The sequence below is a fragment of the Neobacillus sp. WH10 genome, from assembly GCF_030123405.1.
GTDB lineage: Bacteria > Bacillota > Bacilli > Bacillales > Cytobacillaceae > Neobacillus.
Genome location: NZ_CP126110.1, coordinates 3,131,363 through 3,152,519, shown reverse-complemented (window position 1 = coordinate 3,152,519; position 21,157 = coordinate 3,131,363). Strand labels below are relative to the sequence as shown.

The following is a 21,157-nucleotide window of genomic DNA, read 5'->3' as shown; positions in this document are numbered from 1 at the left end:
ATTCACACTGATTCATTGGCTAAGCCTGGGATTAGAGAGGAATGTGCAATTCGGGCCGAGTCCTATTTCCATTTATCTTGAAAAAAGTAGATTACTTCGCCTAGTATTTTAAAATCGACAGGATATTCTCCTCAAGAGGAGAGTCTTTTTAATTTCGATACCTTTCTGGAATGATTAAGCCATTTCTTTCATCATCCCAAGCTATTGAGCGTATCTTCCAACCACAGGGCGTGCAAATGAACTGCATCGTTTTCATGCACATTGTATCAAATGCTTCGCCAGACAACACACCTATTTTTCGCTACAGGCTGAGGCGATGAGCGATATTTCCGAAAATCAAAAGATTAATTTTGCTGATGTATCAAGTTTTTCATCCACGTTGATTCAAATATTACTTTTGAAAATGTATACGTATTATTAGCTATCCTATCCCCTCAATAAATATCGCAACAACACATTTATTTAACAAAGTCCTATGATAAAATAAATCATAAATATGATTGCGGTCCACAAATGATGTTGGAGTTGAAAAGTATGAGTAGTATATTTGCAAAATCGTACGACTTTTTTATGAAGCCATTGGAAAAAAAGAAATTTAATCAGATTCGAAAGGAACTTTTAGCAAATGCTACGGGTAGTGTCCTTGAATTGGGATCGGGGACTGGAGTGAATTTCTCTTTTTATAAAACTGCCGAAAGAGTAACGGCGGTAGAACCAAATTTGCATATGATAGAGCAATCAATTCCAAAACAAAAACAATCGCTTGTCCCAATTGAAGTAGTTCGGGCAAGTGCAGAAAATTTGCCGTTTGAAGCCGATACGTTTGATACCGTTGTAGCAACTCTTGTCTTTTGCACCATCCCAAATCCGGAAAAAGCAATCTTGGAGATGAAAAGAGTTTGTAAACCGGGAGGGAATATCCTCCTTTTTGAACATGTTAAAATGAAAAATCGTTTTCTCGCAGCTCTTCAGGAGTTGTTAACACCTGTTTGGAAAAAAATCTGTGATGGATGCTCTTTAAATAGAAAAACCATTGATCTTTTGGAGTTTTATGATATTACGATTACGAAGGTTAAAAAATACTACAGTGATTTATTTGTGTATATCGAGTCTGTAAATAAGAAATGAAGAATAATGAATACAGACAAAACGAAAAATCCAATAAAGAAAATGGTTCAAAAAAATAGAAAGGCGGACTGAATGATGTCCCTTTACGCTGATGATTCAAAAGCTTTAGAAAGTCACCCGGACTGGCTGCAAACTTACATAGATTCTCCAGAAAAACAAAAACAGTTATATAGACGAACGTTAATCATTGTTGTCATTTCACAAATTTTTGGTGGTGCCGGACTTGCAGCGGGCATTACTGTTGGAGCACTGATTGCTCAAGAAATGCTAGGTACAGATCAATTTGCCGGGGTTCCCACTGCCTTATTTACTTTGGGTTCGGCTGTAGCAGCATATCTTGTCGGAAGGCTTTCTCAACGTTTTGGACGGCGGTTAGGACTTGCTGCCGGATTCTTGACAGGTGGTATTGGTGCTATCGGAGTAGTGATTTCAGCATTATCAAATAATATTTTGCTGCTATTTGCATCTCTATTAATCTATGGAGCCGGTACAGCAACAAACCTTCAAGCACGCTATGCTGGTACTGACATGGCTAGTACTAAACAGCGGGCGACAGCTGTCAGTATCTCCATGGTCTCGACCACGTTCGGAGCTGTTGCTGGACCTAACTTGGTTGATGTAATGGGAGGATTTGCTGTATCAATTGGTGTGCCTGCTTTAGCAGGGCCTTTCATTCTGGCCGCCGTAGCATTCATTCTAGCCGGTTTAGTACTTTTAGTTTTTCTCCGCCCCGATCCTCTCCTAGTGGCTAACGTCATTGAAGCAGTGAAAAGCAGGGAAAAGGAAGATCTTTCAATTGTAAACTCCAACAGCACTCAAAGGATAGAAAGAAGAGGATTTATAGTTGGAACTACACTAATGATTTTAACTCAAATGGTTATGGTTGGCATTATGACCATGACACCAGTCCACATGAGGCACCATGGACATGGACTAAGTGAGGTAGGGATGGTCATCAGCATTCATGTGGCCTTCATGTACCTGCCATCATTTGTGACTGGCATTCTCGTTGATAAGATCGGCAGAACAGCAATGGCAATTGCTTCTGGTGCTACTCTTCTTGCTGCCGGTGTTTTTGCTGCAATTGCACCTGCAGATTCAATGCTATTTCTTATCATCGCACTCGCTTTGCTTGGGCTTGGCTGGAACTTCGGTTTGATTTGCGGCACAGCGCTCATCGTAGACGCAACCCATCCCACTTCACGCGCAAAAACCCAGGGAACTGTAGATGTATTGATTGCATTAGCTGGAGCAACTGGAGGAGCGCTTTCAGGGATGGTTGCTGCCCAATCAAGTTTTGCAACACTCTCACTTGCAGGAGGCTTTTTATCTCTACTGCTCCTTCCAGTTGTTGTTTGGTCCCGTTATAAAAAGACAAATAATGGGTGATAGAAGCCATTGTCAATTCTGGGTTTGAGTCAATTAGTGAAATGATCAAGAGGCTAGGATTTCTGTAACTCCCTGGCTAGTTTGAGTACATTCATAACAGTATTTTTAGAAATACCACAGCTAGAGGCAAATACTGCGAATACTGAGACTTTGAGCGTGCAGCCTCAGAACTTCACGATATTTAATCACAAAAAAACCTCCAGAAAAATAAAACTAACGTCATATGACACAAATTTATTGTGCAGGAGGTGGCTCTCGACATGGAAGACATGTCTCTATTTTTTGTCCGATGAGTTACTGGAATCTGGTAGATTCTTTCACTTTTACCATATTAATATCGAAAATTTACAATAAGTAAATAGAGAATTAATAACTCGTTGCTATTCTATTGATAGATTTATTTTTTAAATAATCAATAAAATCAATGAGGAGGTATTATAATGGTTAATCACGATTCACAAAAAGGATTGGACAGACGGAAATTTATCAAAATTGGAGGAATGAGTACGCTTGCCTTAACACTTGGGTCAGCTGGGATTCCTAGTGACTTGTTCACTGGTATCGCCCATGCCGAAGCACATGAGGGCAGCTTCCTGCAATTTAATCCAGATGGAAAATTCAAAATTGTACAGTTTAATGATACACAAGACGATGAGTACATTGATCGCCGAACAGTACAATTGATGGAAAAAGTACTAGATACGGAAAAACCAGACTTTGTTGTACTTAACGGAGACAACATTACTGGTGGCTGCGACACACCTCTTGCAATGAAACAAGCCATTAATAATATAGCCCAACCGATGGAGCAACGAGGTATTAGGTGGGCGATTACGTTTGGGAATCACGATGAGGATTCCACTCCAAATAGTGGTCTTGATGAAGAGGACATGCTCAAAATTTATATGTCCTATAAACACAATATGAACAAACCCGGAATCAAGGGCATAACTGGAAACGGAAATATGAACATGCTTATTAAAAATTCTAAGGGAACGGATGGAGCTTTCAATCTTTGGCTGCTTGATAGTGGCAGATATGCTCCACAAACAATAGCCGGTCAGGATTTTGCAGGGTACCCGACATGGGATTGGCTCCGTTTTGATCAGGTAAGCTGGTATTATGAGGCGTCTAAAAAATTGGAGAAGCAATGGGGTCATAAGGTTCCGTCACTTGTATTTATTCATATTCCTCTCTGGGAACATCGATTTATGTGGTTTGGAAGTATTGATGGAAGAACAGATGCCCATCATGCCAAAGCGCTAAAAAAACACAATATTGTTGGGGAACGAAACGAAGATGAATGTCCAGGTCCCATCAACAGCGGAATGTTTTCGGCGATGCTGGAAAGAGGAGATGTAAAGGGCGTCTTTTGTGGACATGACCATGTAAACACCTATATGGGCAATTATTATGGAATTTTGCTTGGCTATTCAGGCAGCGCAGGTTTTGGTACATATGGCTTATCAGGAGCTGAAAGAAATCGCTTGCGTGGTGCAAGGGTGTTCAACCTTGATGAAAACACGAAGGATGTTCTCGTGGAAACCCATATGGTTTTTGCGAAAGACTTTGGCATTGATTTGACAGCAAATGACCAGAGCATTCCACCTGCACCAATTGATGAAAACAAGAAGAAAGATAAAGCCGAAAAAAGCTAAGTGAAAGTAAAAAATCAAATAAACATGATACCCTCCATTTATACGAACTATTAATGGAGGGTATTTCACGAGAACTAGATAAATTAGTAAACGTTTTTTTAAGAAACAAAGAGTTTGCAGAGAGTATTACACAATTATTAACCCGAATTTGTAAGAAAAATGCTATGCTGCAATGAATTGCTTTTGCAATCTGTATTTTATCAATCCTTTGTTATATCCTCATCTTAGTAAAATTGGCACTCAAACAAGGCTTTAAAGTCACGACAAGCTCTGAAACAGTTACGGTAATGCTGCAATTAGGAAAATAGACGAAATGGCCGGCATCACTTTTGGTGAGCCGGCTTTTTTCTTTAAAGTTTGCTACATAGGTAGGCAATGTCGAAACCAACAAAAAAGATGGAAGTAGAAAAAAGATATAGAAAAATAATTAAAAGTTGGAAACATATTAATGATTTGTTAGGATTTATCTAAATAAAGATTCATTTAACTTACGGGTGTATAAGTTGAATATCGCTGCCATTCTTATTTTCTCTTTTTTATTGGATTAATGAGCTGAACGAAAAAGCTAAAATTCTTAATGTCTACTTATTTAGTATTAAGTTTAAAAATAGGGACTGTTCCGGCATTTCCTCTATTTCTTTTTGCACGAACTGTTCGATTAGTGAAACAAGCATCAGTAATGAATGCTAAATAATAAAAGCTTTTTATTTTGAAGAATGGGGGAATATGAGTGAAATCGGTAGTGGTGCATCAATTTGATGTGTTTAGTAAAGAACCTAATAAAGGTAATCCAGCGGGGGTAGTTATAAACGGAGATGTCCTCACTGATCAAGAAATGCAAGAAATAGCGTTCAAAGTTGGTTTCAATGAGACATCTTTTCCTGTTAAGTCGGATGTAGCTGACTTTCAAATCCGGTTTTTTACACCTGGACATGAAATGCCCCTTTGTGGTCACGGAACAATGGCTGCAGTCTATGCGTTAAAAACAAAAGGATTATTGGGCGATAAAACGGATTTAACAATTGAAACAAAAGCCGGGATATTACCGTTAAAAATTATTACAACAACTGATAGTGAAATATTGATAACAATGAAACAGGCTTCACCACAATTTGAAGAATTTAAAGGGTCAAGGGAAGCTTTAGCAAATTCAATTGGATTAAACGTCTCGGATTTTCGTGATGATTTACCAATTGTCTATGGAAGTACAGGTACATGGACACTATTAGTTCCCATAAAACAACTTGGTGCTTTTAAAAAAATGAATCCAAATAATAAAGAATTTCCAACTATTTTAAAAGAAATGCCCAAATCTTCGATCCATCCTTTCTGTATGGAAACCTTTGATCCCAATACTGATATGCACGCAAGGCACTTTTCTTCTCCATATTCCGGTACTATTGAGGATGCGGTTACAGGAACGGCTTCAGGAGTCATGGGGGCCTATTTTGCTAAATATATAATAAACAACAATTTTGTTGAACCTCTACATCTAATAGTAGAGCAAGGAACTGAGATTAAAAAAAATGGCAGGGTAATGGTACAGATTTCGAAAAGTAATGAGGATTATGATGTTGAAATTACTGGAAATGCAGTTCATGTTAAGGATCTCGATGTTTTAATAGAAGATAAATAATGTTTTTCAACTATTACAAATACTTCAAAAGTTTATAAGTGGAAGGCTTTTTGGAGAGGTTTTTGTTGTAGCATTTATTGTAGTATTTATAAAAAAGTGTTAAACGATCAGCTGGTTATTTCAATATAATTCCATCAATATAGAAGATTTACATAACAAAAATTAATTAAAAAATTGCTTTTAATTTTTTGGGTTGATAAACTGATTTATACAATTAAATGATTAAAAGGAGATATACTGTGATTAATAAAGTTGGGAAAATTACTGTATACGTAAAAGATCAAGAAGAGGCAAAGGATTTTTGGTTAAATAAAGTCGGCTTTGTCTTAAAAGTTGAACAACCAATGGGCCCAGACGCGTCTTGGATAGAAGTTGGACCAAGCGAAGACGAATTTACCACTTTAGTTCTTTATTCTAAGTCTGCAATGGAACAACATCAACCTTCTAAAGTTGCACATCCATACTTTTTAGTACAACAGATATCGAATCAGCTTATGAGGAAATGAAACAAAATGGAGTAGAAGTAGAGGAAATGTTAAGGTTGCCGTTTGGAAACATGTTCTCATTTAAAGATCAGGATGGTAATGATTATTTATTAAGGGAAGATAAATAGGTAGAGGAAAACTGTTTTCACTTGTATTTCATAGATCTTAAAATTATCAAAAAATAGTTATACCAAAACGAAGACAAAAAAGGCAGGGTTATTATAACATAATATAACCCTGCTTTTTCTGTGTTATCGAAAAAAGAACCCACTTTTTAATAAACGCACCAGTTAGCCATCGATGAAGCACGAAAATCGGAGCTTCATCACTGAAATTGATATTTTCATTTCGATATATTGATATGTACTAATTTCACTACTATGACAAAAATTTAATAACATCTAAATGCACGAGGCTTTTCTACGCGTACTCTCCACAATGTTGCAAATAGAAAAAATAATCTTCATTAAAAATCATATTCAAAATAAATTCTTCTTATTGGAAAAACTTTCGTCACTCATATTGGTTAGCGGTAATTGTATTTTTTAGACAAAAAGTTAATACCGTTAGTAGTACAAAATCAACATAAATGATAAATAGCTGTGAAATTTTTGAAAAAAGAAGAGGAAATACATTGCTCACAAACCTATTTACTGACCGAACTAAGTAAGGAAGAAATACACACTTGTATTTGTTTCACATAAAATAAACAAAAATTTAGTTCTGGGGTTGGTAATAATGGATTATCAAAATTATAAGAACCATAACGGAAAAGACTTCACCGATAATAAAAGTAAAAAAATTTTACAATTAGAAAAAGAGGTTGCATTCGGACTTTGGGTTCAAGTGTTAGGAAATATTATTGAACTTAAAGCTTTATCAGAGCTTTTTCTTATCGAGGAAGATGCGAATACAATAGGTGAACAACAAATACTAACGGGTGTTTGGATTAGGACGATTGGACAAATACTTGAGGCTGTGTCTGTATCAAAACAATTAAAAGAAACGGATTTTGTAAAACTTATCGAAGAGCAAAAACTTGCTATTACAGGAGATCTGCTTGTATCACTTGGTTCAGCATATGAAGTAATCGGAGGAATACATGTACTTGAAGAGGAAGCAGTCAAAATACCTCGCATTGTTCCATAAAAAATGGTGGATTTGATGTGAAATAAAAGGATTATGATAGATAACCACTTCAGAGTTAGAAAAACTTTTAGACTAATATATGGTAAGGGGTGAACCAAAAAAATATTCAGATTTTGACAGGAGTGGGTAGCTAAAGGAATTAACATACATAAAGCTTTGGCCATAAAAAGATTAAATAATGAACAAAAATATATTTATATTCATACAACAGCCGAATTGTATCCGGATTTGGCCGTTCAGAAAAAATGAATCGAGGGAATTTTCTATAGCAAACGGGGTCAGTCCGCCAAATAAGCTTAAGCTTTAGCACACCTTCGTCAGACCGCAATTATCCACTGCCAACCGACACGAGAAAAGACCTTAACAAATTGTTAAGGCCTATCTTAACTTTCCAATCACCTAACGGACAAGACTGCCATCTGCATCTACTAATGGGAGCACGAGGGCTGCTAATTCATAATCTCCCGGCACAAAATTAACTGATACCCATTGCTGAAAGTTGTATCTCCCGGCCAGCCAGGAATCTGATTGTCCAGCCTCTTTGAAATATCCTTCCTTAAATTCATAGGTCAAAAGATGGCATTTCCACTATCGTTTGTGACTAAGTTAATTATAGCTTCGTTCGAAGACTCAAGAGCTCAGAGAAAAATTGTTGGTCCAGAACTCTTTTTAGATAAGGTACACCGGAAGAGCCGCCTGTACCTTGCTTATGGCCGATAATTCTTTCTACCGTTGACATGTGATTAAAGCGCCAAAGCTGCTGTTGATTCCCGATGTCTAACAGTTTTTCTGCCAGCTCATATAAATCCCAGTATTTGTCTGTGTTCCGATAAACGGTCAGCCAAGCTTCCTCGACACTAAGATTTGGCTCATAGCTTTGCGACCAATCCCGAATCAGAACTTCATCATCAATAGGTAATCCATTTGCAGCAAGTGCTGAGATGGCTGCATCATAAATACTTGGTTCCTGAAGTGACTTAGTCAAGGATTCAAATAAATTAGCCTGATGTTTATAAACAGCTAGGGTGTGGGAATTTTTTTGTCCTAGAGCAAACTCAATTAGGCGGTTTTGATAGGATTGGAATCCGGAAGAATGCCCAAGCTTATCACGAAACTGCATATATTCAGCAGGGGTCAAAGTAGTAAGAACGTTCCATGATTGGATTAATTGCTGTTGAATTCTTGAAACGCGTGACAGCATTTTAAATGATGGTTCCAAATCATTACGAAGAATACACTGAATCGCGGCATTCAATTCATGCAGTATTAGCTTCATCCATAATTCGCTCGTTTGATGAATAATGATAAATAGCATTTCATCGTGATGATTCGAAAGTCGATGCTGACTTGATAAAATTTGATCAAGATGAAGATAATCGCCATAAGACATGTCTTTTTGAAAATCGGTTTGAATCTCTTTTTCCAGCCCAGTAGTCTTGTCTTGCGCTCCGATTTCTTGGTTTCCCATTTATTCAATCTCCTTTTATATTAGTCTGTTTTTTTTGTCTTTTTTGGATTGTTCTGAAAAAATACCACACAACGACCTCACTTTCATTGGCCAACTTCTCAGACTGCTTTTCTGTCATAAAGATTTTGAGAGTTTGGACTACCTTCCAAATCCTCTTCGTAGGTGGTATAAAGGCTACTGGTGCAACAAGTATTATGTTCGCTGTCCGAATGTTGTGAATAATGTGTTATCAAGGGAATCATAACAAGGAATACGAAATGGTGTCAATAACATGGCTAATCTATCTTTATTTTACCCTCGACCATAGTAGGGGGTATAATTTTGTTATAACTCCAAATTCTAAATATCAATATAAGAAAAAGTCGATACAGAAGTGTTTACTAGGTGGAGTAGAATGATGGAATAGTAAGAAAAAGAGATTAAAGGAAACAATTAATATGGTGCCTGACACCGTCCGTGAAAGGAGAAATTATGGAGGGAAATAAGATTACGTTTAAAACAATTGATGACTATATTTTACAATTCTCTTTAGAAGTTCAGGAAAACCTCGAAACGGTAAGAAATGTTATTAAAGAATCAGCTCCAGATGCAGTAGAAAAGATTAGTTATCAAATGCCTACTTTTTATTTTCATGGAAATCTGGTGCATTTCGCTGCCCATAAAAAACATATAGGATTTTATCCAACTTCTAGTGGAATCGCTGCTTTTAAACATGAATTATCGGAATATAAAAGTTCAAAAGGGGCAGTACAGTTTCCTTTTGGAAAGCCAATTCCGTATGAATTAATAAGCGAGATCGTTAAATTTAGAGTTGCTGAGAATATTAAGAAAGCAGAAGCGAAATTGAAAAAAAAGAAATAATTTCATTAAGAACCAAGTACTTATAACCAAGTCATCGATTGTCCAAATAAAAAAATAGTATGGATATAATGTAAACTCTTAAAATGCTACAGCCTCATTTAGGCTGCAGCATTTTATATAGAATCAATTAAATTTTATGAGTGATTTAGATTTAAAGGTATTTATTATTCACTTTTTACCAGTAAAATAGGGCTATTTTACCAATTTTACGAATAATCTGAAAACAATTGAATTATTCCCCTATTATATGCCAAAATGAACATAACACAAGGCCTTGTGATTATAAAATGAAAGAGGGATTGCATGTTTAAAAGACATCATGCTCTTATTTCGATTGTTCTTACCTTTGCTCTTCTCATACCTTTACCGGGTATGGGATATGCTGCTAATGAAGAAGAGAAATTGCAATCGCAAGCAACACAAAGCGCGGGAAAAGAACTACAGGTGGGAGATGTAAATGTTGTTCCGCTCCAAATCACTGGTCCGGCAAAGGATCGACTCAACTTAGTTATCTTCGGTGATGGCTATACTGCAAACGAAATGGACAAGTTTCAAAAGGATGTTGAAAGGAACCTAAACGTCCAATGGAGTGTAGAGCCGTTTCGAAGCTATCGCTATTACTTCAATGTGTATATGGTCCAAACCCCTTCAAAAGATTCCGGTATCAGCTGTGACCCAGACGACGGAAATGTCCGTCGCGATACCGTCTTCAACCTAGAGTTTGCAAGTAAATGCCCCGCAGATAAGCTAGCTCGTGGAATTACCTATGGTTCCGGTGGCACACAAGCACGAACAAAGATCCTAAACGAGAATGTAGCACTCGCACTTGGTATCCCTTCAAATGCCCAGAACATCCAGACTTTAGCAATCGCTAATACTTTTACATATGGTGGCATTGGAGGTGTTCACGCCACTACATCAGGCGGCAGTCCTCAAGGTCCGCTAGTCTCCTTGCATGAGTTAGGGCACTCTCTTGGTAATCTTCAAGATGAATATGCCTACTATAATCGTGGAGTTCCAGGAGGTCCACATCCAATTAGTGAGCCGAGTTCAAACCATCACACACGGTTGTCCTCTGAGCAGATGTTGGAGAAAAAGGCCAAATGGTGGCGCTGGCTTGGTGAAGAGAGTGAGTCTGGCGGCATCATTCGAGCTGCCGATTCTGATGGTTATGAGAGTGGGGTTTACTATAGCTCCAATGTCTGGCGTCCAAGTGAACATTCAATGATGAGACATACTGGTTTCTATTTCGATCAGGTCAGTCGGGAACAGATGACGCAACGGATTACCGGTATGCGCAATGCCAATATGATGCCATTGTCTTCAACTCCTGTAGGTGAGGTCGGTCTGAACAATGTCGTGTGGGTCGAGACAATGCATCCAAGGTTCCATGCCCTTGATGTTGCTTGGGAAGTTAATGGCAATATATTATCAGAAACTCATAACAGCCGATATCTTAAGCTAGCTGATTTAAACTTAAAGACCGGTGACAAAATAAAGGTAACAGTGAAGGACAATACTGATTTTGTCCGCGACACAAACTATCTAAATGGTCCTAGGATGACTCAGACACGAGAGTGGACAATTGGTAAGCCGCTTCCAAAGACGATGGTGGATGTGAAATTTACTTACTCCTCTGTGACGGACCATGCCCTGGCTAACAATGAGGTGGCCTTCGTCGAAACCACCAACCCGAATGACCGGGTGCTGGATGTGACCTGGGAGCTAAACGGTAAAAAGATCTCAGGAACAAACAACAGCCGACTTCTTGATCTAGGAAAATTGGAGCTTCCTAAGGGAGCCTCTAAGCTAACAGCATTGGTTACCGACCCTGCTAACCCAAATGGTAACAAGGACATCATTACTTGGACTGTGGACAATGGTTTGCCATCAGCGCCAAGGTCATTAACTGAACCGCTTACAAGTTTACCAGGTGAGGCTGAGCATAACGTCTACTTTAACGAATTTGACATGCTTCTTAAACCAAATGACGACCAGCCTGGGTACGTCGTAGGTGAGTTCCGCTTAAACGGTGACGGCTGGTACAATTACTTTGGCTTCCCCGAGAAGCCGGAGGGAACGCCGTTTAAGTTCACTCACTCAGGGACCGATGTGAAAGCGTTGACATATGGCAACCTCGGTACCGGCGGGTTGTCGAAGGCTACCTTTGAGCAGTCCTATACCGAGCAAGATCCTGGTGGTCCCTTCGTGCCTGGCTTTGGTACGCATACAGTTGAGCACAGGGCCATCGATGCTACTGGAAATATTGGCACAGCAGAAAAGTTTAAAGCAACCGTTCTGCCTGGTAAATTACCTATTTGTACGACTACTGTCACAGGCAGCCACAATGGCGGTCTAGTCGTTTCAAATGGAGTCACCTGCCTAAAAGACGCTACTGTCCGCGGTGGTGTCATTGTTCAGAACGGTGCATCATTAGTGATATTTAACAGCTATATTAATGGTGGTATACAGACGGACAAAGCTGACGTGATTCAGTTGTTTGGTACAACTGTGAATGGGCAATCCCAGATTAATGGTACGGCCAACAATGTGACTCTAGCAGGGAACAAATTTAATGGTGGTCTAACTTTGTCCGACAACAACCAAGTCTCAGTGAATAAGCAATTCGGCGACTATGGACCAATCATGGCCGGAAACTATGTATATGGTAAGCTATCATGCAATGGAAACAGCGCTAAAGTTACCGATTTCGGAGCATCCAATAGCATAAGTGGTTCCATAACCGGTCAGTGCAAGAGTATGTAATCAATCAATGTACTAGTATGCCCGCGATAAATTCTAATTGTATTTTAAGTCGGTCATTAGTGCCACCTAAGTAATTTGTTAAATTATACTGATAGCTAGGAAGAGTCTACTCATCCTAGCTGTTCTATTTTATAATAGATACTATCGTTGCCAATCCTGTTGACTCATTTTGTAAATCACAGTGTAAATTTTTTTGCTTAAACTAAAAATCCCAGGAACTGACCAATTGTTTTTCCACCCAATCTTTTAAAACCTAAAACCATGAAAACCAGTACAAAATACACAAACCTGCTTACAGTAGATGGGGTGGTACCAATCGGATAAAACTAATGTAGAATGGATTAATATGAACAAAAATTACAGGGAGCTTTCAAATGAACACTAGATCGAAATGGAATACGAAACATAAAGATCGTTTGTCTGATCTGATTGAACCTGCACCGAATCCCAGATTAAAGACCCTTTCTGCTTATCTTAATGGAGGAACTGCTCTTGATATTGCTTGTGGTCTTGGCGGAAACAGTTTATTTCTTGCCCGCATAAACTTTCAAGTCGAGGCAGTTGATATATCGGATGTTGCGATCAACTATATTCAAGAACGAGCAATAAACGATAAGCTAAACATTCACCCCATTGTATGTGATCTAACAAAATGGAATGAACTAAATTGGCAAAATAATTCTTTTGACTCAGTTGTAATAACCTATTACCTAGACCGCACACTTTTCCCCAATGTGAAAAGAATTATAAAAGAGAATGGTTATTTTTTTATGGAAACTTACTATCAGTCACCTCAAAGCATGAACCAGGGAGTATCTAATCAATATAAACTACAGCCTAAAGAACTGTTAGTTGAATTTGGAGATTGGAAAGTTCTAATGTTTGAAGAAAATAAACAAGAGGGACGGCAAACAATCTTTTGCCAGAAACGATAAAAGGACATAGCATTTCTGTTTGACAGAATACATGATTTTGTGGGAAATATAACCATTGTATCCCATAAGGGAAGGAATGATTGGTGATTCTAACGAATTTCATTTTTACTTTGATATTTATTTATGGAATTTATTATTTAATTTTAAATCTATTAAACTTGAAGAAAGCAGCAGATGTCTCAAAAGAAGCCATTTATCCAATAAAGGAAAGTGACTTCGCAGGCATAATCATTCCCAATGAGTGGAAACAGATGGAACCTCTTTCTAAAAACACAAAATCATATCGGTATGTCACATGGGGGACCTTAGCTGCCCTTATTATGTTATTGCTTCTTTTCTTAATAGTCGTTAGTTCAGATAGGATTGGCTCATCCTATTTTAGTTTGGCCTATTTGTTTTTTATCATCATTAATTCGATTCGCCATCGCGGCAACCTATTTATTTTACCTAAAGGTATCATTTTAAATGGCAAATTTGTTTTTTTTAATCAAATTAAGCATGTTGAAACAGAACAAATCGTCCGTTGGCATAATTTGTACGGGCTTGATTCAAAAATAAACAATGCCTATAAGCTGACAATTAAACTGAAAAGAACTTTATTCCAGCCCAATTTTTTGGTGGTAGAGAAAGCCGCACAACTTGAACAAATTAGTGCTTTACTTCAACAGAAAGGGGTTCGTTGTGAATCCAAGTCCGCTTGAATTACGATAAACCAGCCGGTTTTGTGGAATTTTCTCGATGTTTAAAAACAAGTAGATAAACTACTCAATGTAAAAGAACAGAGAACCTCACAATATGTTTTGAGGTTCTTTTATTATATTGATTTCCTCTATTTTTTTCCTTTTCTCACCGTCCCTACCCTTAAAAGGACATTACATTTGGTCTATCTTACGAATATATTCCGGTCCTATTAAATAGGATTATCTATATAAAAGTTATAGATTATTTCTTGGAAATTAATTTTGTATGTCTAGAAATTGATTTTCAAAAATAATTTTTTTTATTAATGCCGGTGAGTTGTCTACTTCAAAATTTCCTAAAGGAGGGTGACATGATAAAAATCAGAAACCTTGTGAAGTCTTTCGGTGAACAAATTGTCTTACATGGCATTGACATGTCCGTAGCTAAAAAAGAGGTGGTAGTGATCATCGGTGCTAGTGGCTCGGGGAAGAGTACCTTGCTTCGTTGTCTCAACTTTCTTGAAATGCCTGATCAAGGTGAAATCATACTTATGGGAGAAACGATCAACCCAGACAAAACAAATCTAAATAAGGTTCGTGAGGAAGTAGGTATGGTTTTTCAACATTTTAATCTTTTTCCACACATGAATGTGTTGGAGAATATCATGGAAGCGCCTGTAACCGTAAGAAAGATGGACAAATCACAAGCTAAACAAAAATCCATGACTGTACTTGAAAAAGTGGGATTAAGCGACAAAGCAAAGGCCTATCCGATGAATCTATCAGGTGGGCAAAAGCAACGCGTTGCTATCGCTCGTGCACTCGCGATGGAACCTCAAATCATGCTATTTGATGAACCTACATCTGCTCTTGATCCAGAATTAGTGGGGGAGGTTCTTAAAGTGATGAAACAGCTTGCTAATGAAGGAATGACCATGGTTGTTGTCACACATGAAATGGGATTCGCTCGGGAGGTTGCTGATCGCGTAGTTTTTATGGGGGATGGTAAAATCTTAGAAGAAGCACCACCAAATGAATTCTTTGTCAATCCACAAAATGAGAAAGCAAAGCAGTTTTTAAACAAGATTCTTTAAAAAAACAGGAGGTTGCTATGAAGAGAAAATGGATGTTAGGGCTGTTCGTCTCTTTGTTTTTGGTTTCAATCATGTTAGCTGCTTGTGGGACTTCAGAAAAAAGTACTGGAAAGGAGCAAAAGAAATTTCATTATGCCATGAGTGGGTTATACAAGCCATTTAATTTCAAAGAGAATGGTAAATTAGCAGGATTTGATGTCGAAATTGGCAAGGCACTGGCTAAGAAAATGGGAATGAAGCCAGTTCCAGTAACCAATCCTTGGGAAACACTGATTCAAGGATTAAAAGCGAAAAAATATGATGCAATTCTTGCAAGTATGACTGTCACAGATGAGCGCAAAAAATCTGTAAATTTTTCTCATACCTATTATCGTTCAGGTGCACAAATTTTTGTTGCAGAAAACAATCAAGATATTCAATCTGTGGCTGAGTTAAAAGGAAAGAAAATAGGAGTTGTAAAGGCAAGTACCTACAAGGAAATAGCGCTGCAACATACAGAAAAGGACAATGTGGTGGAGTATGACAGTGACATAACAGCACTTATGGATTTGCCAACTGGAAGACTTGATGCTGTCATAACGGATCAAATGGTCGGACTGCCAATCATTAAAGAAGGGACTATAAAGATAAAAGATGTTGGTAAACCACTTTCACATGATGACCAGGCAATAGCTGTACGAAAGGAAGACAAGGTACTGCTTGACAAGATAAATAAGGCCCTTGATGAAATCATAAAGGATGGAACCTATGAAAAAATAAGTAATATATGGTTCGGTCGTAGTATTTTGGGAGAATAGGTAAGTAAACGGGGGTGTCAATCCGTTGACACTCTTTGATCAAATCATGGAGAGGGTGTTTATCATTATACAAATCTTCTTAGACACCTACGAAATTTTCATTTTCGCTGCCCTGCTTACCTTAAGATTAACAATTACCTCGTTAATAATTGGCTGCCTGATTGGACTCATCATTGCTTTTTTTAGAATCTCCACAAATAAATGGTTGAACAAACTAGCGACCCTCTATATTGGCTTAATTCGGGGTACGCCCTTGATTGTTCAAATTGCTATTCTTTATTTTGGCATTGCTTCAATCGTAACATTTTCCCAGTTTTGGGCAGGTGCTTTAGCATTAGCTATTCATAATGGAGCTTACATCGCTGAAATTTTTCGGGGCTCGATCCAATCGATTGATCGAGGGCAAATGGAAGCAGCGCGCTCACTTGGAATGACCTACCCGATTGCGATGAGGAGGATTATTTTACCACAGGCTTTTAAATTTTCTATTCCACCATTAGGGAATCAGTTTATTATTGGATTAAAGGATTCTTCTTTAGTTGCCTATGTAGGGATGGCCGAATTGTGGGGTTCAGCCCTAAGTGAAGCAGCGTCAAATTATCGTCAATTGGAAACATATATCGTAGTTGGAGTTTATTATTTAGCACTTGTTATGCTTTTTACGTATCTACTAAGAAAATTAGAGGTAAGGATGGACATAGATTCAAAACAAATATCAAATTGATGTAGCTAAAAAGCGCAAGGATTCTTGCGCTTTTTAATTGAAAATCTATTCAACATTCTTATTTAGTATTTGTTGAAATAGACAATGTGACAATGAGGTTTCATCATCTCGTAAAAAATATTGCCTCCACTTGTAATTGTCGGAGTTCTCATAGCTATTTAAATCGGTGTGAATTTCAATAGAATCATAATTTTCCAGCCTATTTCGAATTTGTGATTTAATACTTTTTGCAAGTATCTCATGCTTATTAAACTCTTGTAGAACCCATCTAGGCGTGATCGCTAGCATAAAAAAGTTAAAGTATCTGCTCTTTCTATACTGGTGAGAGGGTGTCGCACTTTACATAAAGAACTGTTCTCCATTGTAACAGAACTCCCAAATAGGATTATGCGGATCGATTGGAATATGTTTCGGCCATTCCATTTCCTCATGCTCACTTAAACACTGTAACTGTTGCTAGAACAATTGTTCAAACATTTCAACTGTATATATGTCTTACAATTCATGTGGTGTTTCATAAAAAATAATAAGCGACGTATAATTCCCATATTCTTTTGCTGTCTTCGTGTAATCACTCAACAGTAAGAGTATTACTGAAATTTTTGATACGTTCGAAAACAATAATTAGTACGAATTTTTGTTTTATAGTATAGTTATCTATGTAACTATTAAATTTTGGAAAAGGGGAAATGGTTTTGCATAAGGATTTTTATATCAGAAATCGTGATCGTTTATATGAGAAGCTGGAAAATGATTCGCTGCTAGTATTGTTTGCTGGAAAAGCCCCCCAAAAATCTGCAGATGAGGCGTATCAGTTTGTGCCAAACCGGAACTTTTATTACTTAACAGGGATTGACGAACCCAATATTATCTTTCTTGTACATAAAACAAATAAAGCTGTTGAAGAGCATCTATTTATTGAAAAATCAGACCCAGTATTAGAAAAATGGATTGGAAAGTCTATTTCTAAGGAAGAAGCTAAAGAAGTCTCCGGAATCAGTCATATTCAATTTATTGAACAATTTGAATCCCTATTGTCGCGGATTCTCTTTACAAACTCGCTAACGAATGTATATTTAGATCTCGAAAGAAGGGAGTTAGATCTTGTAACAACAAAAGCCCAACAATTTGCAAGTAAAATCCAAGCGAATTATCCATTCCTTCAAATTAAAAATGTGTATCCTGATATTTGCGAGTTACGTGTTTATAAAACACCTGAAGAAATCCAAGAAATGAAAAAGGCAATTGCGATCACATTTGAAGGTATCAAAAACTTAATGGGGCATGCCAAAGCTGGCATGAAGGAATATCAGCTTGAGGCCTATTTTGATTTTATTCTTAAGTCAGAAGGTGTTAAACATTATGCGTTTAATACGATTGTGGCCAGCGGAAAAAATGGAACCGTTCTTCATTATGAAAAAAATGATGCAACAGTTGAAGAGGGCAGTCTTGTTCTGCTTGATTTAGGTGCACAATATAACTATTACAATGGCGATATAAGCTATACTTTTCCCGTGAATGGTAAATTTACCGAAAAACAAAAAACATTTTATAACATTGTTCTAAAAGCATTACGAGAAACTACGGAATTGATAAAACCAGGTGTCCCATACGCCAAACTAAATGAGTATACAAAAAAGGTGCTTGCAGAAGAGTGCATAAAAGTTGGATTGATCAAGGAAGAAAGTGAAATCGGAAATTATTATTATCATAGTGTCAGCCACTTTCTTGGTCTAGATACCCATGATGTTGGCAATTATAAGGACTTAATCTTACAACCTGGAATGGTATTAACCGTTGAGCCTGGTTTATATATAGCCGAAGAAGGAATTGGAATCCGGATAGAGGATGATGTTTTAGTTACCGAGGAAGGTCACGAAGTCCTTTCAAAAGATATATTCCGTTCTGTTGAAGAAATCGAAGCATTTATGAATAAATAGTTTTTGACCAAAGCCAGGTATCTCCCTACTGAATTACTTGTGAGGTAGAAAACACAAAAAACAACATAAATTACAGGTGATTTCGCACATTATACACAGTATAAATCGCATATCAATTCATAAGAAAAGAGCTTGGGTCCCAAGCTCTTTTAAATTTCACTATAATTTTACTATCAAACGAACATTTACAAATAACTTCTGTAATGATAAAGCATTGCTGCAAATGTAATGATGGTGTACGCCAAGGATGTTATAAAAGCCAAATTCGGTGAAAACTCAAATTTTTGTTGCTCGACTTTTATCCCTGTGGTTCCTTGAACTTGTAAATCTGTATGTCGAGATGTGAAACCTCCCTTTGAGGTGAAAAACCAAATTATTACAGTGACTGCTAATCCAATTAAAAATGAAAAATCAATGAATTTTGTATGGGTATAATGTGCTACCCCAAAACTTATACCTAATATAACTAATAAAGTTATCGCGATGGTTATTAATCGTTTCATAATTTCTAATATCCCCCCCAGATTTATCTGTATATTTAAATAATATCATAGATTGGTATATATTTTTACAAAATATGAAAAAATAGGATTTTTGTAGAAATAACCAACAAAAGTTTTAAGATAGAGGATATTTTGTATTTAGCCTGTCTGAATAAGCCTTGCATTCGGCCAATCAAAGGCAATTTCTTGCTTGACCTGTCCGAATAAGACTTGCATTCGGACAAGAAAAGGTAACTTCCTACTTGACCTGTCCGAATAGGCCTCACATTCGGACAAGAGAAGGCAATTTCCTGCTTGACCAGTCCGAATAAGCCTCGTATTCGGACAAGAGAAGGTAATTTCCTGCTAGACCAGTCCGAATAAGCCTCGCATTCGGACAAGAGAGGGCAATTTCCTGCTTGACCAGTCCGAATAAGCCTCGCATTCGGACAATGAGAGGTAATGTCTTGCTAGACCAGTCCGAATAAGCCTCGCATTCGGACAAGAGAAGGCAATTTCCTGCTTGACCAGTCCGAATAAGCCTCGTATTCGGACAATGAGAGGGTAATGTCTTGCTAGACCAGTCCGAATAAGTCATGGATTCGGACAATCAAAGGCAAAATTGGACTTCTGTCAAGAAAGTAGACACTAAAATTTGAGATTTTTAAAAACAAAACAACTACCGCACTTCGTTTGGTCCAGTGTTAGAAATAGTCAATCGAAAAACATAATTGACTATTTCTAACACTAAATGACTTGCTTATGAGATTTTTCCCCAAGCTAATTTTTGGTGAGTTCTCTCAAATTGATTAGGTGAACAGTTCCCTAATGTTGAATGTTTCCTTTTTTCATTGTAGAAGCTACCTATATAATGATTAATCGCCTTTACAGCTTCTGCCCTAGTGGTAAAACGTCTTCTGTAAATTAAATCTTTCTTGATTGTGGCATGGAAAGACTCAATACAAGCATTATCATAAGGATCGCCTTTTCTACTCATACTAATTTGCATTTTTTTCTCTTTCAAACTATCAATATAATCATGGGAACAATACTGAGAACCACGGTCAGAGTGATGAATTAACCCTTCACCAGGTCGCCTAGATATAATAGCCATATTCAACGCTTGTATAGATAACTCTTTTTTCATATGCGAAGAAAGACTCCAACCTACAATCTTTCTGGAGAATAAATCCATAACAGATGATAAATAAACCCATCCCTCAAGCGTCCAAATGTACGTAATATCAGATACCCATGCTTGATTAGGTTCTTCTACATTGAATTGACGATTGAGTAAATTAGGATAAGTGTTTAAATCATGATTAGAATCTGTCGTAATCACAAACTTTTCTTTTGGTGTAGCGGTTAATCCCATTTCTTTCATCATACGAGCTACTGTTTTTTGTGAGATCGTATATCCCCATTCAACTAAGTCATCATGAACTCTAGGACTTCCATAAGTCCCGTAACTCTCATGAAATGATTTACAAATTTTTTGCTGGATCTCTAGGCGATAGGCATCTTTCTTAGATTGAGGTTTAGATTGTTTATTTAGCCATTTATAATAGCGACTTGATGAAACTTTTAGCACTTTACACATCTTCACTACAGCGTGTTCATCAGAATGAGCTTGAATAAAGGTATATATTACTCTTGGTTTTTCGTGAAGATGTGCATGGCCTTTTTTAGGATTTCATTTTCCTCTCTTAACTGTTGTAGTTCCTTCTCATGTTGTTTTTTTAATTTTTCAAGCTCTGAAGGTGTAATATAATTCTCACCAGTCTTCTCAGCGTTTATTTTCATTCTGTAAGCTGCCACCCATCTACTTATCGTTTTAGCTGAAATCTCAAGTTCATAAGCTACATCTGAAGCTTTTCTGCCTTCCTCCACAATTAATTTTGAAACATATTCTTTATACTCTTGAGTGTGATGTTTACCCATGTGAACACGTCCTTTTAAATGATG

General features: G+C 37.3%; 20 protein-coding genes and 1 pseudogene. 15 read left to right on the top strand and 6 right to left on the bottom strand.

Annotated elements, in window-relative coordinates:
- Window positions 1-534: 534 nt before the first annotated feature.
- The 7 genes from QNH20_RS14865 to QNH20_RS14835 all read left to right on the top strand — a co-directional run bounded on the left by QNH20_RS14865 (window position 535) and on the right by QNH20_RS14835 (window position 7,445).
- Window positions 535-1,128, top strand: a complete 594-nt coding sequence (locus tag QNH20_RS14865) for a class I SAM-dependent methyltransferase (RefSeq protein WP_283918780.1) — start codon at window positions 535-537, stop codon at window positions 1,126-1,128.
- Window positions 1,129-1,203: 75 nt separating this feature from the next.
- Entirely contained in the window at window positions 1,204-2,517 is a 1,314-nt protein-coding gene (locus QNH20_RS14860) for an MFS transporter (RefSeq protein ID WP_283923419.1), read from the top strand.
- 440 nt (window positions 2,518-2,957) lie between these two features.
- Window positions 2,958-4,175, top strand: a complete 1,218-nt coding sequence (locus QNH20_RS14855) for a metallophosphoesterase family protein (RefSeq protein WP_283918779.1) — start codon at window positions 2,958-2,960, stop codon at window positions 4,173-4,175.
- Window positions 4,176-4,905: 730 nt separating this feature from the next.
- Complete coding sequence (locus tag QNH20_RS14850; RefSeq protein WP_283918778.1) at window positions 4,906-5,811, top strand: PhzF family phenazine biosynthesis protein; 906 nt, start codon at window positions 4,906-4,908, stop codon at window positions 5,809-5,811.
- A gap of 239 nt (window positions 5,812-6,050) precedes the next feature.
- The gene (locus QNH20_RS14845) at window positions 6,051-6,317 is read left to right on the top strand and encodes a VOC family protein (RefSeq protein WP_283918777.1); all 267 of its coding nucleotides are present in this window, start codon (window positions 6,051-6,053) and stop codon (window positions 6,315-6,317) included.
- On the top strand, window positions 6,314-6,424 hold the full coding sequence (locus QNH20_RS14840) for a VOC family protein (protein ID WP_283918776.1): 111 nt from the start codon (window positions 6,314-6,316) through the stop codon (window positions 6,422-6,424). Before QNH20_RS14845 ends, QNH20_RS14840 begins: the two co-directional genes overlap by 4 nt.
- Window positions 6,425-7,034: 610 nt before the next feature.
- On the top strand, window positions 7,035-7,445 hold the full coding sequence (locus tag QNH20_RS14835; protein ID WP_283918775.1) for a hypothetical protein: 411 nt from the start codon (window positions 7,035-7,037) through the stop codon (window positions 7,443-7,445).
- A gap of 399 nt (window positions 7,446-7,844) precedes the next feature.
- Here QNH20_RS14835 and QNH20_RS14830 read toward each other — a convergent pair whose 3' ends face one another.
- Window positions 7,845-8,018, bottom strand: a complete 174-nt coding sequence (locus tag QNH20_RS14830; protein ID WP_283918774.1) for a hypothetical protein — start codon at window positions 8,016-8,018, stop codon at window positions 7,845-7,847.
- 37 nt (window positions 8,019-8,055) lie between these two features.
- Complete coding sequence (kynA, locus tag QNH20_RS14825; protein WP_283918773.1) at window positions 8,056-8,913, bottom strand: tryptophan 2,3-dioxygenase; 858 nt, start codon at window positions 8,911-8,913, stop codon at window positions 8,056-8,058.
- Window positions 8,914-9,384: 471 nt separating this feature from the next.
- Here kynA and QNH20_RS14820 point away from each other — a divergent pair, with 471 nt between their 5' ends.
- The 7 genes from QNH20_RS14820 (at window position 9,385) to QNH20_RS14790 (ending at window position 16,770) form a co-directional block, all read left to right on the top strand.
- Entirely contained in the window at window positions 9,385-9,774 is a 390-nt protein-coding gene (locus QNH20_RS14820; protein WP_283918772.1) for an iron chaperone, read from the top strand.
- Between the two features lie 303 nt (window positions 9,775-10,077).
- Window positions 10,078-12,540: a M64 family metallopeptidase gene (locus QNH20_RS14815; RefSeq protein WP_283918771.1), complete on the top strand. Its 2,463-nt coding sequence runs from the start codon at window positions 10,078-10,080 to the stop codon at window positions 12,538-12,540.
- Window positions 12,541-12,914: 374 nt separating this feature from the next.
- A complete protein-coding gene (locus QNH20_RS14810; protein ID WP_283918770.1) occupies window positions 12,915-13,475 on the top strand; it encodes a class I SAM-dependent methyltransferase in 561 nt (186 codons plus the stop codon).
- Between the two features lie 83 nt (window positions 13,476-13,558).
- The gene (locus QNH20_RS14805; RefSeq protein WP_283918769.1) at window positions 13,559-14,176 is read left to right on the top strand and encodes a hypothetical protein; all 618 of its coding nucleotides are present in this window, start codon (window positions 13,559-13,561) and stop codon (window positions 14,174-14,176) included.
- Window positions 14,177-14,526: 350 nt separating this feature from the next.
- Window positions 14,527-15,249 (top strand): amino acid ABC transporter ATP-binding protein, encoded by a 723-nt coding sequence (locus QNH20_RS14800; RefSeq protein ID WP_283918768.1) that lies wholly within the window; start codon window positions 14,527-14,529, stop codon window positions 15,247-15,249.
- Between the two features lie 17 nt (window positions 15,250-15,266).
- Window positions 15,267-16,046, top strand: coding sequence for an ABC transporter substrate-binding protein (locus tag QNH20_RS14795; RefSeq protein WP_283918767.1), 780 nt, complete (start codon window positions 15,267-15,269; stop codon window positions 16,044-16,046).
- Window positions 16,047-16,107: 61 nt separating this feature from the next.
- Window positions 16,108-16,770, top strand: coding sequence for an amino acid ABC transporter permease (locus tag QNH20_RS14790; RefSeq protein WP_481858104.1), 663 nt, complete (start codon window positions 16,108-16,110; stop codon window positions 16,768-16,770).
- Between the two features lie 45 nt (window positions 16,771-16,815).
- On the opposite strand, the pseudogene QNH20_RS27085 reads toward QNH20_RS14790, so the two are convergent.
- Window positions 16,816-17,214: pseudogene (locus tag QNH20_RS27085) on the bottom strand (YqcI/YcgG family protein); the annotation flags it as partial.
- A gap of 251 nt (window positions 17,215-17,465) precedes the next feature.
- Between QNH20_RS27085 and QNH20_RS14785 the strand changes: the two are divergent.
- Window positions 17,466-18,710 carry an aminopeptidase P family protein gene (locus tag QNH20_RS14785; RefSeq protein WP_283918766.1) on the top strand — a complete coding sequence of 415 codons (1,245 nt, stop codon included), beginning with the start codon at window positions 17,466-17,468 and terminating at the stop codon, window positions 18,708-18,710.
- A 185-nt stretch (window positions 18,711-18,895) separates the two neighbouring features.
- Here QNH20_RS14785 and QNH20_RS14780 read toward each other — a convergent pair whose 3' ends face one another.
- The 3 genes from QNH20_RS14780 to QNH20_RS14770 all read right to left on the bottom strand — a co-directional run bounded on the left by QNH20_RS14780 (window position 18,896) and on the right by QNH20_RS14770 (window position 21,133).
- Window positions 18,896-19,213 carry a hypothetical protein gene (locus tag QNH20_RS14780; protein WP_283918765.1) on the bottom strand — a complete coding sequence of 106 codons (318 nt, stop codon included), beginning with the start codon at window positions 19,211-19,213 and terminating at the stop codon, window positions 18,896-18,898.
- 739 nt (window positions 19,214-19,952) lie between these two features.
- A complete protein-coding gene (locus tag QNH20_RS14775) occupies window positions 19,953-20,828 on the bottom strand; it encodes an IS3 family transposase (RefSeq protein WP_283923417.1) in 876 nt (291 codons plus the stop codon).
- An 11-nt stretch (window positions 20,829-20,839) separates the two neighbouring features.
- Window positions 20,840-21,133, bottom strand: a complete 294-nt coding sequence (locus QNH20_RS14770) for a transposase (RefSeq protein ID WP_283918764.1) — start codon at window positions 21,131-21,133, stop codon at window positions 20,840-20,842.
- Window positions 21,134-21,157: the final 24 nt, after the last annotated feature.